The sequence below is a fragment of the Amycolatopsis sp. NPDC114504 genome (assembly GCF_055633595.1).
This window is the reverse complement of record NZ_JBVKDU010000001.1, coordinates 625,627-641,078: the sequence shown is the minus strand read 5'-3', so window position 1 is coordinate 641,078 and position 15,452 is coordinate 625,627. Positions and strand designations below refer to the sequence as shown.

Below are 15,452 nucleotides of genomic sequence, written 5' to 3'. Positions count from 1 at the left end.
GTTCCGATGAGCACCGCGACCGGCCACCACGTCATCCACCCCGGCGACGGCACCAACCTCGGCGCGATCGGGCTCGGCATCCACGCCCGCCTGACCGGCGCCGACACGAACGGCGCGTACTCGCTGTTCGAGTACGTCGTGCCGCCCGGCCTCGGCGGGCCGCCGACCCACGTCCACACCCGCGAGGACGAGCTGTTCACGTGCGTCCAGGGCCGCGTCGAGGTGGAGCTCGACGGCGAGCGGCACGTCCTCGGCCAGGGCGACTCGCTGCTGATGCCGCGCGGGGTGCCGCACGTGTTCCGCAACCCGTTCGACGAGGAGACCCGCGTCATCGCGGTGGTTTCGCCGCCCGGGCTGGAGAACTACTACCGCGAGCTGTCCCAGCTGCCGCCCGGCCGGGACATGAAGCTCGTCGCGGAAGTGATGAGCCGCTACGGGCTGGAACTGCGGAAGTGAGCCGTGAGCGGATGGTCCGCGCGATGTGCGCGGCGGTCGACGCGGGCGACGCTCCGGCGTTCGCGTCGTGGTTCGCCGACGACGCGACGTACGTGTTCGCGAACGGCGAGCCGCTGACCGGCCGCGCCGCGATCACCGCGGCGACGGCCGGCGCGGCGGGCGCGTTGCCGTGGGTCCGCCACGTCGTCGACCAGGTCGCGGAAGTGGGGGAGGACCAGCTGTTCTGCCGCTTCACGATCGAAACGGCGGCTCCGGACGGCGAACGGCTGGCCCTCCCGTGCGTGACGGTGATGCGGCTGGCGGGGGACCGCGTGACCGACTACCGCGTCCACATGGACATCACGCCGGCCTTCGGTCAGGCGCCGGGACCCGAGTAGATCTCCGACGCCGGGGGAGCGGTGACCGTGGTCGGCTTGTCCCAGTCGGAGAACTCCAGCGTGCCGCTCTTGGCCTCCTGCATGCGCAGCAGGTAGTGCGGCTCGGCGGCGGCGACCGTCGCGGTGCCGTCGGCGCTGGTGAACGTCAGCGCCGGGATGCCGCCGGTGGTGGTCTCCCCGCCGGCCTTGAACGGCTCCGAGTCCAGCTGGCCGACGGTGTTGTCGGTGAAGGTCTTGTAGTCGAGGAACTGCTTGAACGACTCGCCGATCCCCGCGCCGATCTGCGACGTCGAAGGCACCCACTTGTCCTTGAGCAGCTTGCCCACCGACGCCGGGATCCCGGCCTTGTCGATCAGCGACTGGCTGAACCGGAAGAAGTACTTGTCCCCGACGCGCAGGACCGGGATCTCGAGCCCGTCCTGCACCACGGTGCCGCTGGCGCTGTCCGGGTTGAGCTGCAGGTCGAGGTTGACGTTCCCCTCGGTGACCGTGCCGCGGACGTGGACGGACTTGGCCTGCTTCGCGGCGGCGGCGACGGCCGAGCCGGCCTTCGCGCCGTCGAGCGAGGCGGCCGCGACGCTGGCGGACGTCGGGGCGCCGGTGGACGACCCGGCGGCCGGCGACGGCGTCCCGGCGGTGCTCGAGCAGCCGGTGCAGACCAGGGCAGCGACGGCCCCGCCGGCGATGAGTGCTCCCAGGTGGTGACGAAGCATGATGTGAAGACCCCTCGTGAAGGTCCGGATGGTCCGGACACGATCGGGATATCGACCGGACGGGTGATCCGTTACGGCCTGACGCGAGATGTCTCCCGAGTCCGCTTATGTAATCCGTACGAGTGAACTCAGAGCTTCAATTTCTCACCCTGGGTAACGGCGGTGAGTCAGTCGCCAACCGCGCTCAACTGCGGAAATGATCGAGAGCCGACGTGACCGAGTCCCGTTCGTTACCGGGAGTGGCTTCCGGGCCCTGTTACGCGCGAAGCCCGCGTGGCGACGGATGGCGCAGAGCGTGACCGCATTCGGTCCTGCCGCCGCTGCACTGAAAGAGGCAACCGTGTCCTACGCCCCGATGTCGCCCGTGCCACCCCTGCCCGCTCCGGTCCAGTACAAGAACGGCCTCGGCACCGCCGGGTTCGTCCTCGGCCTGGTCGGCCTGATCTTCGCGTTCATCCCGATCATCGGCGTCATCGCGTGGCCGATGGTGATCCTCGGGCTCGTCTTCGGCATCGTCGGGACGCTGCGCGCGAACCGCGGCCAGGCGAGCAACAAGGGGCTGGCCATCGCCGCGGTCGTGCTTTCGGTGCTCGGCCTGGTCATCTGCGTCGTCTGGGCGGCCGCCTTCGGCAAGGCCGTCAACGACACCGCGAACGGCCTGCCCGCCGCGGCGGCGCCGGCCGCGGTCGCGGACGCGGGATCCGCGCCCGCCGCGGCGGCCCCGAGCGCGGCGGCGTCGGCCAAGCACACCATCGTCCTCGAGGTCACGACGGCGGCGAAGTCGAACGTGCAGTGGAACAGCGGGTTCACCGCGAACTCCCAGGACGTCCTGGAGAAGGGCAAGACCTGGAGCCAGACCCTGTCGATGGACGACCTGGCGTTCACCACGGTCTCCGTCACCCCGGTCGACTTCAAGCTGGGCGCCAAGGACAACACCTGCAAGATCACCGTCGACGGCAAGACCGTCGTCGAGCAGCACAACAGCGTCGGCGCCTTCTGCACCTACCAGCCCTGATCGCGGGCTCGGCGGAGCGCGCTTGACAGAAGCGGACACGTGTCCACTAAGCTAATCGGACACATGTCCACTTCGATCGGGGAATCATCGTGACCATTCACGGCAAGGTCGTCGCCATCACCGGTGCCAGCAGCGGCATCGGTGCGGCGACGGCCCGTCACCTCGCCTCGCACGGCGCGGCCGTCGTCCTCGGGGCCCGGCGCACCGATCGCCTGGACCGGCTCGTCGCCGAGATCGAAGCCGGCGGCGGAAAGGCGGCCGCCGTACGCGTGGACGTCACCGACCCCGGCGACCTCCACGCGCTCGTCGCCACGGCCGTCGAGCGCTTCGGCCGGCTGGACGTCCTGGTGGGCAACGCCGGGGTCAGCCGGATCAGCACGGTCGCCGACCTGGACGTCGAAGGCTGGTCCGCGATGGTCGACGTGAACGTCAAGGGCATCCTGCACGGCATCGCCGCGGCGCTCCCGGTGTTCCGCCGGCAGGGCAGCGGGCACCTGGTCACCGTCGTTTCGACCTCCGGCCTGAAGATCGTCCCCACCCAGGCGGTGTACGCGGGGACGAAGAACGCGGTCCGCACGCTCCTGGAGGGGTTGCGCCAGGAGAGCACCGACGGCGTCCCGCGGACGACGTCGATCTCGCCCGGCTACGTCCGCACCGAGCTCATCGACCACGCCGTCGACGACCTGGCCGTGCGCGAGCAGGCCCAGCGCACGATGGCCGAGCTCGGCATCGACCCCGAGGCGGTGGCGAGGGCGATCGCGTTCGCGATCGACCAGCCCGACGACGTCGAGATCGGGGACCTGACCATCCGCCCGGCCCGCCAGGGCTGACGCGGTTGCGTTCGGGTGGCACATCGCACTCCCGCCGCACGCGTCGGGGCCGCGGCCCTGGGGCTGGCCGTCGCCGCGCCGGCGATGGCCGCCGCGGACCCGGTCACCGCGGTCGCCGACCTGAACGGCGACGGGGAGATCGAGACCGTCAACGTCCGCCTGGTCGGGGAGAGTGACCAGCTGATCTCGGCCACGGTCGACGGGACGTACACGTCGATCCACCTGCCGGCCGACAGTCAGTTCGGGATCCAGGCGCCGCGCGTGGCCGACCTCAACGGTGACGGCCGGGCCGAGTTGCTCGTCGCCCGGTCGATCGGCGCGAACACCACGTTCTTCGCCGTGCTGCACTTCGACGGACCCAATCTCCGTCAGGTCGTCGGGGCCGACGACCAGCCGTTTTCGGTCGCTGAGGGTGGGGGCGTCGCCGCTCACCTGGGTTACCAGTGCACGCCGCTCGACGGAGGCCATGCCTTCGCGACCGTCGCGGCGGAGAGCGACGACGTCGGCCGCCCGGTCGACCAGTTCACTTACTCGGGCACTCGTACCGTCTACACCCTGCGCGACGGCGCCTTGAGTGTCCACGAGACGGTCCCGTTCACCGGCCGTCCGGCGACGGACCCGGTGCTCGACGCCGATTCCGCCGGCTGCGCCTGAGTCATTGGCCTACGGTCTGCCCTCAGATTGTGCAACAATCCGAGGGCAGACGTAGGTGGCGAGGAGCGCGCATGGAAATCGACGGGGTCCGGGTGCACGGCGAATCGGGACAGCCGGTGCTGTTGCTGCCCGGCGGTGCCGAAGCTTGTGAGGGCTTCTTCCCGGGCCTCGTCGAAGGCCTCGTCGCCGATCCGGGGTGCCGGGTGATCGTCCACGACCGGCCCGGCACCGGCACCGCCGCCGAGGGGACGCTCGCCGGTGCCGCCGAGCACCTAAGCGGTCTGATCACACGGCTGGGGTGCGGTCCGGTGGTCGTCGTCGGGCAGAGCCTCGGCGGTGCCGTGGGCGTGCTGCTGGCCCGCGACCACCCGGAACAGGTCGCGGGTCTCGTCCTGCTCGACCCCACGGTGATCAACGACGCGCGCACGGGCGCCGGGCTGGAACGCATGACGCGCGCCCTCGGGACGGTCGCGGCCCTGCCCGGGATCCGCTCGGTGGTTCCCCGGCTCGTCCGCGCCTCGATCGGCCGATCCGCGCGACGCCAGGGGCTGCGGCCGGACTGCGAGGCCGCCTACCTGCGGATGGCGGACCTCGACCTCCCGGAGCTGGCCCGGGCGGTCACGGGCATCACCGAGCTGTCCCGCGGCCTGCGTGAAGCCGACTTGCCGCGCGTGCCGTCGGTGGTGGTGACCGCGGACCGCAAGCCGGGCACCGCGATGCGGCGTGGCCACACCAGGCTCGCGGCCGCGTTCGGCGGTGAGGTCGTGTGCTGGCCGGGCGCGACGCACAGCGTGCACCTCGACCACCCCGACGAAACCCTCGCCACCGTGCGCGGTCTCGTCGCCCGGGTGCGCCCGGCGGCCTGACCGGTCACCGGGCGAGGTGCTTCCGGACGTCCTCGGCCACCCCGGCGCGTCCGCTCATCCCGTACTTGGCCAGGATGCCGCGGACGTGCGTCTTGACGGTGTTGAGGCTGATGCCCAGCTCGCCGGCGATCTGCTCGTTGCGCAGGTCGCTCGCGAGGAGCACCGCGACCCCTTGCTCGGCGGCGGTGAGCGAGCGGAAGCGTTCCTCGGGGCCGTTGTCGATGTCGAGGGTGAGCTCGACGAGGTCCGACTGGAGCTGCTGGCAGTCGGTGACGATGCGCTGCAGGGCCTCGCGCAGCGCACCCGCGTCGGGGAGCGTGAGGGCGTCCTGGGCCCGCTGCCGGACGTCCGCCACGCGGGAGGAGAGGAGCTCGACGATGTGGTCGGCGGTGACCAGCGGCGGCGCGTCGTCGACGTCGGCCGGCAGGCGGCGGAGCGCGTCGACGTCTTCGGCTTCGGTCGTCAGCACGCGGGCCACCAGATCGGCCAGCCATTCGAAGGCGCGCACCGCGTTGTCGTCGAAGACGCCGGGTTCGTAGCTCTGCATGGACATCATGCCGAACACCGGTTCGCCGTCGCGGCCGCGGCGGAACAGCGGAGTGGTGACGGCGTCGGCGGAAGCGCGGCTCGTGTCCCCGGAAGCGACGCCGGCGTTGAGCGCGGCGCCGTTGTCGTACTGCATCCGGTAGGTCTGGCGGTGCTTCAGGAGCCAGGCCGCCTGGCCGTGCGGCCCGTAGATGTGCGACGCGGGGTCGGTGTACATGCCGCCGTCGTAGCCGTAGGGGTAGCGGACGCGGTTGGCGCCGTGGAAGAACCCGATGTAGAAGTGGTCCAGGGGAACGATCTTGCTCATCACGGCGCGGGCGTAGTCGTAGAGGCCGTAGTGGTCGTTGCGATAGTTCGCGTCGATCTTGTGGAACGCCTCGCGCAGGATCAGCGTCGTCTCGGCGTCGACCCGGAGCCGGGGCGGTCTACCCGAGTCGTCGTCGGAGCGCACCGGTCCATGATGAGGCCCCGAGCCGATTCCGTCACTCCGCGAGCGATGGAGCGCCGGCCGTCGTGCTGCCACCGTGGACGTGGACGAGCTGCCGCGACGACCGGAGGAGTTCCGATGGAGACCCATGCGCGACCGCTGGACAGCGCCCCCGTGACCTGGTGATACTCAGTGCGTGTCCGCCACTTTGGACAGAGGTGCCTACGCCGAGCTGACGACCTCGATGGTGTCGGCGCAGGAGGCGTTCGCCTACTGGCGGGAGATGATCTGCGCGACGTTCGTCCGGCTGGTGGCCGAGCCGGTGCCCGGCGCCGGGTTCAGCGGCCGGATCGAGCACGTCCCGGTCGGCGACCTCGAGCTGTCGACCGTCGTGGCCGGCGGCCAGCACGTGCGGCGCACCCGGTCGCTGGTCGCGCGCGGCGACGAGGAGTACCTGCTCGCGAGCATCCAGGTGCGCGGCCGGGGCCGCGTCGAACAGGACGGCCGGGCGGCGCTGCTTTCGCCAGGTGACCTGGCGTTCTACGACAGCACCCGGCCCTACACCCTGCACTTCGACGACCCGTTCCACCAGCTCGTCGTCCAGGTCCCGAAGCGGGAGCTGGCGGTGCGCGACACCCGCGGCCTGACCGCGCGGGCGTGCGGCCGCGGCACCCCGGGCGCCGTCGTCTCGACGTTCTTCACGTCGCTGGCGGAGACGGCCCGGTCGGCGCCGGACCAGTCCGCGGTGCTGCTTCCCCACGCGCTCGGCCTGCTCTCGGCGACGGCGTCGTTCGCCGGCGACGCCCGGCCGGGCCCACAGGCCGCGGAAGCGGTGGCACGGGAGCGCGTGCTGGCCTTCCTGCGCCGCAACCTCGCCGATCCCGGGCTGGACGCGGAGACGGTCGCCCGCGCATGCCGCGTCTCGCGCCGCACGCTGTACCGCATCGCCGGCGACGAGGGGATCGCCGCACGGCTGCGCCGGATGCGGATCGAGCAGGCCCAGGCCCTTCTCATCGCCGACCCCGGGCGGCCGATCGGATCCATCGCCGCGGCGTGCGGATTCGACAGCGAGTCGGGGTTTCACCGCGCTTTCCGCGCGGTGAGCGGTAAGTCGCCGGGGGAGTACCGCCGCGGGGGCGCGCAGGCTAAGTGACGGTGGTGTGGTCGGGCGCCGGGGTGGCACGCGAGGTAAGTGATGGCCGCATGGTTGGTCGCCGGCCGAGCGCCGGCCGCCGGCGGTGGAGTGAGCGCCCGCGGCTGACCGGCCGGGGGCCGCGCGCGGGGTTGGCGGCCGTGGCGCGAGCGCTGGGGTGGCACGCGGGGTAAGTGCAGGCCGCAAGGCTGGTCGCCGGTCGAGCGCCGGGGAGTATGTCGGCGGCCGGGGTGTACCGCCGTGGGGGCCGCGCGCGGGGCAGGCGGTGCTCGCCGGGCGAGCGCCGTGAGTGGCACGCCGGGTCACAAACCCCGGCACGATCGGTCAGCCGGACACTCCCGCCCGGGCGCATCGTGGGAACCCCCCAAGCGAAGGAGCCCGGCAATGCAGGAAACCGTGCGTGTGGCGGCCGTCCAGGCCGAGTCGGCCTGGCTGGATCTGGCCGCCGGTGTCGACAAGGTCGTCGGACTGATCGGGGCGGCCGCCGCGGGCGGGGCCCGGCTCGTGACGTTCCCCGAGACCTTTCTCCCCGGCTACCCGTGGTGGATCTGGCTCGACTCGCCCGCCGCCGGGATGGCGTTCGTCCCGCGGTACGCCGCGCACTCGATGACCCGTGACGGCGCCGAGATGGACCGCGTCCGCCGGGCCGCCGCCGAGCACCGGATCCACGTCGTCTTCGGCTTCAGCGAACGCGCCGGCGGCAGCCTCTACATGGCGCAGGCGTTCGTCGCCGACACCGGTGAGCTCATCTCCGTGCGGCGCAAGCTCAAGCCGACCCACGTCGAGCGCGCGGTGTTCGGCGAGGGCGACGGGAGCGACCTGCAGGTCCACGACACCGCGCTCGGCCGCCTCGGCGCGCTGAACTGCTGGGAACACCTGCAACCGCTGACCAAGTACGCGATGTACAGCCAGGGCGAGGAAATCCACGTCGCGGCCTGGCCCGCCTTCTCCGTCTACCGCGGTGCCGCGCGGGCGCTGGGACCGGAGGTCAACACGGCCGCCAGCCTGATGTACGCCGTCGAGGGCGGGACGTTCGTCGTCGCCCCCTGCGGTGTGGTCGGGCCGGCCGCGCTCGAGCTGTTCTGCGACACCGACCTGAAGCGGCAGCTGCTCCTGCCGGGCGGCGGGTTCGCCCGCATCTACGGCCCGGAGGGCACGCCGCTGGCCGAACCGTTGCCCGAGACGGAGGAAGGCATCCTCTACGGCGACCTCGACCCGGACCTGATCGCGATCGCCAAGTCGGCCGCGGACCCGGTCGGCCACTACTCGCGGCCGGACGTGCTGCGGCTGCTCGTCAACCGCAACCCCGCGCCCGCGGTCGTCGAGACACCCGCGGAGGCGCAGCCGGCCGCCCCCGAATTCGCGCCGGTCGGCTGAACCCGTGGAATCGGCGATCCCCGCGCACCTGGTGGCCGGCCGGACGGCGGCGCCCGGGCCCCGTCCGGACTGGCAGCCGCCCTACCCGTCCTTCGTCGCCCGGTTCGCGCCTTCGGTGACGCAGGTGGCGATGGCCTACTTCGGCGTGCAGTACCGCCCCGGGAACGAACCCACGGCCGCGCTGGCCGACCTCGACGCGGCCTGCGCGGACGCGGACGGACCCGGTCAGGTCGATCGGGCCGCGTACGTCGACGAGGCCGGGTACCAGACCGTCGTCACCATCGCCTACTGGACCGACCCCGCCCGGCACGACCGCTGGTTCGCCGCCGCCCGGCCACTGTGGTTGCGCGGCAACGGGTTCTTCGTCGAAGTCGTGCGCCCGTCGACGGCCCGGTTCGAGACGCTGTTCTCGAACGACCGGATCGAGGGCGCCGCGCACCTGGCGGACACCCTCAGCGGAGAGGTCCGCGAGCACGCGTACTGGGGCGGCGCCCGGGACCGCCTCCCGATCGGCCAGTACGACCGGCTCGATCCCGGCGAGCCGCCCGCGACCGTCGACGACGGCGTGCGCCGGGTGGTGCGGGGCCGGCACAACCTGTGCCTCATCCGCTCGGGCCAGGACTGGTCCGACACCGACGGCGACGAACGCCGGATGTACCTCGACGAGGTCGAGCCGGTCCTGCGCGCGGGCATGGACTTCCTGCGCGACCACGGGCGCGCGATCGGCTGCTACGCCAACCGGTACCTCCGGGTGGTCGACGGCGACGGGAACCCGCTCGACAAGAGCTTCGGGATGAGCTGGTGGCGCAGCCTCGCCGACCTCGACCGGTGGGCGAAGGACCACCCGACCCACAAGGCGATCTTCGGCCAGGCGATGAAGTACCTGTCCAGGCTCGGTCCCGCGGCCCGGCTGCGCCTCTACCACGAGGTGACGGTGGCCGCGGCCGGCGAGCAGTACTTCGAGTACGTCGGCTGCCACACCGGCACCGGCCTGCTCGGCGCGGTTTCCCCGTGACCGTAAGGGTTTCAGCCGCGCACGGCGTTCTGGTACGCGGCGAGCTCCTCCGGGTGGTCGATGCTGCCGTGGTGGTGGACCTGCAGCCAGCGGCCGGCCTCGCGGTCGTACCCGAACACGCGGGAGGTCCGGATCGTCAGCGGGACCGTGGCGCCGTCGCGGTCGTGGTACTGGCCGAGCTCGCGGCCGGCGAACACGACCGCGTCCGCCCACCAGTAGGTGACGGCGTCGGCGAACGTGACCGTCAGGCCGAGGTCGCCGGCGAAGATGCGGCGGTAAAGGCCGGTGACCGCCGCGCCGGACCGGAGGATGCCGCCCACCGGGTTGTTCAGCTGGGCCAGCTCGTCCTGGGACCAGACGGCGGACAGCACGGCGAGGTCGCGGCGGTTGAGGGCGTGGTAGAAGCTTTCCAGCGCCGCGATCGCGCCTTCCCGGCCCGGCTCGCGTGCCTCGTCCAGCCGCGCCCGCGCCTGCGGGCCGAACTGGTAGTCGACGAGTTCGATCATCGGCATGCCTTCCTGGTTCAGAGGTTCGCGACGAGCCGGCCGAGGATGCGTGCCGCGGGTTCGGCGGACGCGTGCCGGAACCCGGTGCCCGCCCACAGGTGGAGCCGGTCCGCGTCGCCCGCGGCGGCGGCCGCCTGACGCAGCGGCCGGGTGAGGTGGTGGATCGCCGGGTAGCCGGCCGGCGCGAGCCGGTCGTAGCGGCCGGTGAAGGCGTTGGCCAGCGCGCGGGCGGGCCGGCCGGTGAACGCGCGGGTGACGACGGTCCGGTGCGCGCCGGGAGGATCCGCGAGCGCGGCCTGGTGCGTCTTCGACGCGCCGCTCTCGTCGGAGCGCAGGAGCACGGTGCCGACCAGCACGGCCTCGGCGCCGGCCCGGAGCGCGCCGGCCACCGCGTCGGCGGTCGCGATCCCGCCGGCCGCGACGAGGGGGAGCGCGGTCACCCGGGCGACGGCGCGGAGGAGGTCGGTGACCGGGATGTCCGCGGGCGTCCAGCCCGGGGTGAGCGTGCCCGAATGCCCGCCGGCCGCGGACGCCTGCACGACGAGGAAGTCGGCGTCGGCGGCGCGGCGTGCTTCGTCGGGCGAAGTGACCGTCTGGCCGACGAGCGTGCCTGCCCGGCGGAGCGCCTCGCGCACCGCCGGCTCCGGGAGGCCGAAGGTGAAGGTGACCACCGGGACCGGCGCGTCGAGCAGCAGGTCGATCTTGTCGCGCCAGCCGTCGTCGTCCTCGGTGCGGAGGATGCCGGCCAGGTCGAGGTCGTAGCGTTCGGCCTCCGGCTGCAGCGTCCGGGCGTAGGCGGCGTAGGTGGCGGCGTCGATCGGCACCGGGTTCGGCGCGAACAGGTTCACCCCGAACGGGACGGCCGCGGCGCGCACCTCGGAGATCTGCCGCGCGAGCGCCTCGGGCGTCTGGTAGCCGCCGGCCAGCAGCCCGGCCCCACCGGCCGACGCCGCGGCCGTGACGAGCCGGGGTGTCGTCGGGCCGCCCGCCATCGGCGCGGCGAGGATCGGCGCCGAGAGACCGAACGCGTCCAGCGTGGTGTGCATGAAATCGAGGCTAGGCAGCGCTCGGCCGGCGGGGAAATGCCTGCTGGGGTGCAGCTATGCTGCCCAGGCATGAGCGAGTGGTCGTTCGGCCGGGTGGAGCTGCGGCACCTGCGCGCCTTCGAAGCGGTGGCGCGGCTGCGGTCGTTCACCGGGGCGGCGGCCGACCTCGCGATCACCCAGCCCGCGCTGAGCCGCACGGTCCGGCAGCTCGAGGACGCCTTGGGCGTGACGCTGTTCGACCGCGACACCCGCCACGTCGAGCTGACGGCCGCGGGGGAGACCCTGCTGGCCCACGTCGAACGGGCCTTCGCGGAGCTGGCACGCGGGTTCGGCGCCGTCCGCCGGGAGTCGAGCGTGCGGCTGGGGTTCAGCTGGCTGCTGCCGGACCCGTGGGCGCAGCGGACGGTCACGCGGTTCGAGCGGGAGACCGGGCGGACCGTCGACCTGGTGCGCACCGACGACCCGCTCGCCGCGCTGCAGCAGGGCAAGGTCGAGCTCGCCGTGGTGCGGGGGCCGGTGCGGTCGTCCGCGCTGCGCGTGGTGCACCTGTTCGACGAGGCCAGGGTCGCGGCGTGTTCGGTGCGGTCGGCGCTGGCCGGCCGGGCGGAGCTGGACTGGCACGAGGTGCCGCGGTGGCCGCTGGTGGTGAACATCGTGAGCGGCACGACCGGGCCGTGGTCGTGGCCGCCGGAGGAGCGCCCGAAGACGATCGTGGAGACGGCGAACTTCGACGAGTGGATCGAGAGCGTCGCGGCCGACCGGGGGATCGGCGTCGGGCCGGAGGTGGCGATGCGGCGCAACATCCACCCGGCGGTGCGGTTCATCCCGCTGCGCGGCGCCCCGCCGAGCCCGGTGACGCTGGTGTTCCTCCCGCACGTCCACGAGGCGCTCCTGCGGCAGTTCGTGGAGATCGCGGTGGACGCCGGATGAAGCGTCACCTCGAACCCGTCGCCGCGCGGGCCCGCTCGTCATTGACTTCCTCTTCGGCCGCAAGGTAGCGTCTCGGCGTCGGGCTTATGAAACCTTTCAATACGGAGATCGCGATGCAGCGACAGAGGCTGGGCCCCGAGTCCCTTCTGCTCCCCCATTTCGATCCGCAGCGTTGTTACCCGCCAGTTCGAGAGCGCGTGCCCCGCTGAGACCGCGTTGTCCCGGCTGAATCCAGATCCGTTCCTCCTCGTTGATGCCGCTCAATGTTCACGCTCACTTGAAACGATTCACCGTCGAATCCAGGCCGTCCCCACCGGCCGTCCCAGGAGCTGCCGTGCGCCACCGATCCCGCCGTCTCCTCGCCCTCGTCCCGTTGCTCGTCCTCGGCACCGCCACGCCCGCCACGCCCGCCGCGGCCGACGCCGATAGCCGCGGCTTCGCCGCCACCGACCTCCGCGCGAACCACCTCGACCGGCCACTGGGGACGGACGACACGACCCCCGAGCTGAGCTGGCGGACCACCGCCCGCGACCAGACCGCCTACGAAGTCCAGGCCGCCACCTCGGAAGCGCGGCTGGCGCGCCCCGACCTCTGGGACACCGGCCGCGTCGCCGGCACCACGTCCGATCTCGACTACGCCGGCCGCGCGATCGGCAGCCGTCAACGCGTCTTCTGGCGGGTCCGGGTCTGGGCCGGGAACTCGCCCTCGGCCTGGAGCCGGCCGACCTGGTTCGAAACCGGGCTGACCGCACCGAAGGACTGGTCGGCCGGGTGGGTCACGAACAGCCAGTGGCAGCTCGGCGCCAAACCCGCCCAGCCCGTGGTCGTCTCCCTGCCCGCGCAGACCGCGCAGTTCGTGAAGCTCGACGTCACCAAGCTGGGCCTGCCCCTGGCCGAGCAGCCGCTCGACAGCCAGAACCGCATGGTCACCACCGGCGACACCCGCCGATTCCCCGACCTGACCCACCGGCTGCAGCTGGCCGAGCTGCAGGTGCGCGCCTCGGCGGACCCCGGCGTCAACTTCGCCGACGGCCGCCAGAAGTACGTCACCGCCTCGGAAACCCAGACCGTGCGCAAGGAGTGGGAGCCCGGCCTGATCGCCGACGGCCTCACGACGTCCAACCCCGAAGACGCCGGCAACGCCGGCTACCAGAGCGCGGCGCACACGAGTGCGGACGCCGATGTCTGGCTCACCGTCGACCTCGGCGCCGCGCACACCTTCGACCAGGTCGTGCTGTACCCGCGCACCGACACCCTCACCGCCGACGGCCGGACGGCGAACTTTCCCGTCGACTACACCGTGCAGACCGCGACCGCCGCCGCTGGGCCGTTCACCGTCGCGAAGACCGTGACGGACCAGCCGACGCCCGCGACCTGGCTGCCGCCCGCGTTGCCGGTGTTCGCCAAGGACTTCTCGGTGCGTGGCCGCGTCGCGAGCGCCCGCCTGTACGTCAGCGGCCTCGGCGTCTACGTGCCGAGCCTCAACGGAAACCGCGTCGGCGACGCCGTGCTGGAGCCCGGCGACAGCGACTACGCCGACCGGGTCACCTACGCCGCTTACGACGTCACGAACCAGGTCCGGGGCGGGGCGAACACGATCGGCATCGCGGTCGGCAACGGCACCGCGGACGCGCTGCACACCTCCGGCCGCTACCGCAAGTTCGCGCGCACGGCGAGCGATCCGCAGGTCATCGCGCAGCTGGAGGTGACGCTGGCGGACGGTACCGTGCAGCGGATCGCCACCGACGCGAGCTGGCGCACCACGCTGGGCGCCACCACCGTCTCCCAGTGGTACGGCGGCGAGGACTACGACGCCCGCCGCGAGATCCCGGGCTGGGACAAGCCCGGCGCCGACCGCCGAAGCTGGTCGCCAGTTGTGCCCGCGTCGAGCACGGCGAAGCTGACGTCTCGCCGGAGTGAGCCCGTCCGGGTCGTGGAACAGCTGCCCGGCAAGGAGATCTCGCGTCCGGCACCGGGCGTGCGCGTCTACGACGTCGGCCGCACCATCGCCGGCCTGCCGCAGGTGACGCTCACCGCGCCGAAGGGCACGTCCGTGCGGATCTATCCCGCCGAAGCGTTGCGCGACGGGCACGTCGACCAGTCCATCAGCAACGTCGGGACGCCGATCTGGGACAGCTTCACGAGCAAGGGCGGGAAGCAGACCTGGCACCCCGACTTCGGCTACCACGGCTTCCGCTACCTCGAGGTCGTCGGCGTCCCGGAGGACGCGCGGCTCGCGGTCGCCGGCCTGCGCACGATGGCGGACAACGAGTCCGCGGGTGACTTCGACTCCTCCGACGCCACCCTCGACGGCATCCACCGGCTCACCCGCGCCGCCGTCGAGAACAACATGCAGAGCATCCTCACCGACTGCCCGAGCCGCGAGAAGCTCGGCTGGCTGGAGCAGGACCACCTCGCGTTCGACGCGATCGCGCGCAACTACGACGTCGAGGCCTACCTCGGCAAGATCGTCGGGGACATGGCCGACGGCCAGGAGACGAGCGGCCTGGTGCCCAGCACCGTGCCGGACCACGTGACGCTCGCCGGCTCCTACCGCGACGACCCGAACTGGGGCGGCGCGCTGGTCCAGGTGCCGCTCAAGGCGTACCAGACCTACGGCGACAAGGAACTCCTGAGCCAGTACTTCCCGGCGATGCAGCGCTACCTCGCGTACCTGCGGGGCCAGACCGCGCGGTGGGTCGACGGCGTCTACGACTACGGCCTCGGCGACTGGATCACCACCGAATCCCCGGCGATGCCGCGCGCGATCCCCAGCAGCTTCGGCGTCTGGGCGGTCGAGGACGGGCTCGCGAAGGTCGCGACGGTGCTCGGCCAGGACGCCTCGGCCTACCGCGCCCAAGCCGACGCGCTCGCGAAAGCCGTGTGGGCCAAGTACTACAACGCCTCGACGGGGTTGTTCGGGGGCGGCGGTCAGGGCGCGACGGCCCTCGCGCTCGACATGGGCGCGGTGCCCGCCGACCTGCGGGCCGGCCAGACACAGCACCTCGTCGACACGATCGAGGCCGCCGGCTGGCACCTGGTGATGGGGGAGATCTCGTTCCCGTCGGTGCTGCGAGTGCTGTCGGCCTCCGGCCGCGACGACGTCGTCTACCGGATCGCCACGCAGACCACCAGCCCCAGCCTGGGCCACCAGGTGGTGGCCGGGCTGACCGCGCTGGGGGAGACCTGGGACGGCGGCAGCGGCCAGTCGCAGGACCACTTCATGCTCGGCGCGATGGACGGCTGGCTCACCACGCGGCTGACCGGCATCGGGCAGGCGGCGAGCTCCGCGGGCTTCCGGGACCTCGTGATCGACCCGGCCGTGGTCGGCGACCTGACGTCGGCGTCCGGCAGCTACGAGACCCCGCACGGCCGCGTCAGCACGGCGTGGACCAAGTCCGACCGCGGATACCGGCTGACGGTGACCGTCCCGCCGGGCAGCACCGCCGAAGTGCACCTGCCGCGGGGCGACGAGGTCTTCCCCGTCGGCTCGGGCACCCACACCTTCCGGCAACCCATTCCGCGCGGCTGAAGGGAAATC

At 72.5% G+C, this 15,452-nt stretch carries 15 protein-coding genes; 11 read left to right on the top strand and 4 right to left on the bottom strand.

The window, feature by feature from the left end:
* Window positions 1–6 precede the first annotated feature (6 nt).
* Complete coding sequence (locus ACZ7PG_RS03070; RefSeq protein ID WP_470237421.1) at window positions 7–456, top strand: cupin domain-containing protein; 450 nt, start codon at window positions 7–9, stop codon at window positions 454–456.
* A complete protein-coding gene (locus ACZ7PG_RS03065; protein ID WP_470237420.1) occupies window positions 453–833 on the top strand; it encodes a nuclear transport factor 2 family protein in 381 nt (126 codons plus the stop codon). Before ACZ7PG_RS03070 ends, ACZ7PG_RS03065 begins: the two co-directional genes overlap by 4 nt.
* Here ACZ7PG_RS03065 and ACZ7PG_RS03060 read toward each other — a convergent pair.
* Entirely contained in the window at window positions 812–1,546 is a 735-nt protein-coding gene (locus ACZ7PG_RS03060) for a hypothetical protein (RefSeq protein ID WP_470237419.1), read from the bottom strand. The genes ACZ7PG_RS03065 and ACZ7PG_RS03060 overlap by 22 nt on opposite strands.
* 340 nt (window positions 1,547–1,886) lie before the next feature.
* Here ACZ7PG_RS03060 and ACZ7PG_RS03055 point away from each other — a divergent pair, with 340 nt between their 5' ends.
* The 4 genes from ACZ7PG_RS03055 (at window position 1,887) to ACZ7PG_RS03040 (ending at window position 4,911) form a co-directional block, all read left to right on the top strand.
* On the top strand, window positions 1,887–2,561 hold the full coding sequence (locus ACZ7PG_RS03055; RefSeq protein ID WP_470237418.1) for a DUF4190 domain-containing protein: 675 nt from the start codon (window positions 1,887–1,889) through the stop codon (window positions 2,559–2,561).
* An 89-nt stretch (window positions 2,562–2,650) separates the two neighbouring features.
* A complete protein-coding gene (locus ACZ7PG_RS03050) occupies window positions 2,651–3,391 on the top strand; it encodes an SDR family oxidoreductase (RefSeq protein WP_470237417.1) in 741 nt (246 codons plus the stop codon).
* Window positions 3,392–3,406: 15 nt separating this feature from the next.
* Complete coding sequence (locus ACZ7PG_RS03045; protein ID WP_470237416.1) at window positions 3,407–4,045, top strand: FG-GAP-like repeat-containing protein; 639 nt, start codon at window positions 3,407–3,409, stop codon at window positions 4,043–4,045.
* A gap of 71 nt (window positions 4,046–4,116) precedes the next feature.
* Window positions 4,117–4,911 (top strand): alpha/beta fold hydrolase, encoded by a 795-nt coding sequence (locus tag ACZ7PG_RS03040; protein WP_470237415.1) that lies wholly within the window; start codon window positions 4,117–4,119, stop codon window positions 4,909–4,911.
* Window positions 4,912–4,915: 4 nt separating this feature from the next.
* Here the strand turns inward: ACZ7PG_RS03040 and ACZ7PG_RS03035 are convergent, their stop codons facing one another.
* Window positions 4,916–5,908: a LuxR C-terminal-related transcriptional regulator gene (locus ACZ7PG_RS03035; protein ID WP_470237414.1), complete on the bottom strand. Its 993-nt coding sequence runs from the start codon at window positions 5,906–5,908 to the stop codon at window positions 4,916–4,918.
* 172 nt (window positions 5,909–6,080) lie between these two features.
* Here ACZ7PG_RS03035 and ACZ7PG_RS03030 point away from each other — a divergent pair, with 172 nt between their 5' ends.
* The 3 genes from ACZ7PG_RS03030 to ACZ7PG_RS03020 all read left to right on the top strand — a co-directional run bounded on the left by ACZ7PG_RS03030 (window position 6,081) and on the right by ACZ7PG_RS03020 (window position 9,429).
* Window positions 6,081–7,037, top strand: a complete 957-nt coding sequence (locus ACZ7PG_RS03030; protein WP_470237413.1) for an AraC-like ligand-binding domain-containing protein — start codon at window positions 6,081–6,083, stop codon at window positions 7,035–7,037.
* Window positions 7,038–7,421: 384 nt separating this feature from the next.
* Complete coding sequence (locus ACZ7PG_RS03025) at window positions 7,422–8,414, top strand: carbon-nitrogen hydrolase family protein (protein WP_470237412.1); 993 nt, start codon at window positions 7,422–7,424, stop codon at window positions 8,412–8,414.
* 4 nt (window positions 8,415–8,418) lie between these two features.
* Complete coding sequence (locus tag ACZ7PG_RS03020) at window positions 8,419–9,429, top strand: phenylacetaldoxime dehydratase family protein (protein ID WP_470237411.1); 1,011 nt, start codon at window positions 8,419–8,421, stop codon at window positions 9,427–9,429.
* A gap of 11 nt (window positions 9,430–9,440) precedes the next feature.
* Here ACZ7PG_RS03020 and ACZ7PG_RS03015 read toward each other — a convergent pair whose 3' ends face one another.
* On the bottom strand, window positions 9,441–9,941 hold the full coding sequence (locus ACZ7PG_RS03015; protein ID WP_470237410.1) for a YybH family protein: 501 nt from the start codon (window positions 9,939–9,941) through the stop codon (window positions 9,441–9,443).
* Window positions 9,942–9,952: 11 nt separating this feature from the next.
* Complete coding sequence (locus ACZ7PG_RS03010) at window positions 9,953–10,981, bottom strand: nitronate monooxygenase (RefSeq protein ID WP_470237409.1); 1,029 nt, start codon at window positions 10,979–10,981, stop codon at window positions 9,953–9,955.
* A 69-nt stretch (window positions 10,982–11,050) separates the two neighbouring features.
* Here ACZ7PG_RS03010 and ACZ7PG_RS03005 point away from each other — a divergent pair, with 69 nt between their 5' ends.
* Entirely contained in the window at window positions 11,051–11,911 is an 861-nt protein-coding gene (locus tag ACZ7PG_RS03005) for a LysR family transcriptional regulator (RefSeq protein ID WP_470237408.1), read from the top strand.
* 334 nt (window positions 11,912–12,245) lie between these two features.
* Window positions 12,246–15,443: a family 78 glycoside hydrolase catalytic domain gene (locus ACZ7PG_RS03000; protein ID WP_470237407.1), complete on the top strand. Its 3,198-nt coding sequence runs from the start codon at window positions 12,246–12,248 to the stop codon at window positions 15,441–15,443.
* Window positions 15,444–15,452: the final 9 nt, after the last annotated feature.

Coding starts and splice junctions, on each gene's coding strand:
- ACZ7PG_RS03070 (WP_470237421.1), top strand. CDS start 7: ATGAGCACCGCGACCGGCCACCACGTCATCCACCCCGGCGACGGCACC.
- ACZ7PG_RS03060 (WP_470237419.1), bottom strand. CDS start 1,546: ATGCTTCGTCACCACCTGGGAGCACTCATCGCCGGCGGGGCCGTCGCT.
- ACZ7PG_RS03040 (WP_470237415.1), top strand. CDS start 4,117: ATGGAAATCGACGGGGTCCGGGTGCACGGCGAATCGGGACAGCCGGTG.
- ACZ7PG_RS03025 (WP_470237412.1), top strand. CDS start 7,422: ATGCAGGAAACCGTGCGTGTGGCGGCCGTCCAGGCCGAGTCGGCCTGG.
- ACZ7PG_RS03015 (WP_470237410.1), bottom strand. CDS start 9,941: ATGCCGATGATCGAACTCGTCGACTACCAGTTCGGCCCGCAGGCGCGG.
- ACZ7PG_RS03010 (WP_470237409.1), bottom strand. CDS start 10,981: ATGCACACCACGCTGGACGCGTTCGGTCTCTCGGCGCCGATCCTCGCC.
- ACZ7PG_RS03005 (WP_470237408.1), top strand. CDS start 11,051: ATGAGCGAGTGGTCGTTCGGCCGGGTGGAGCTGCGGCACCTGCGCGCC.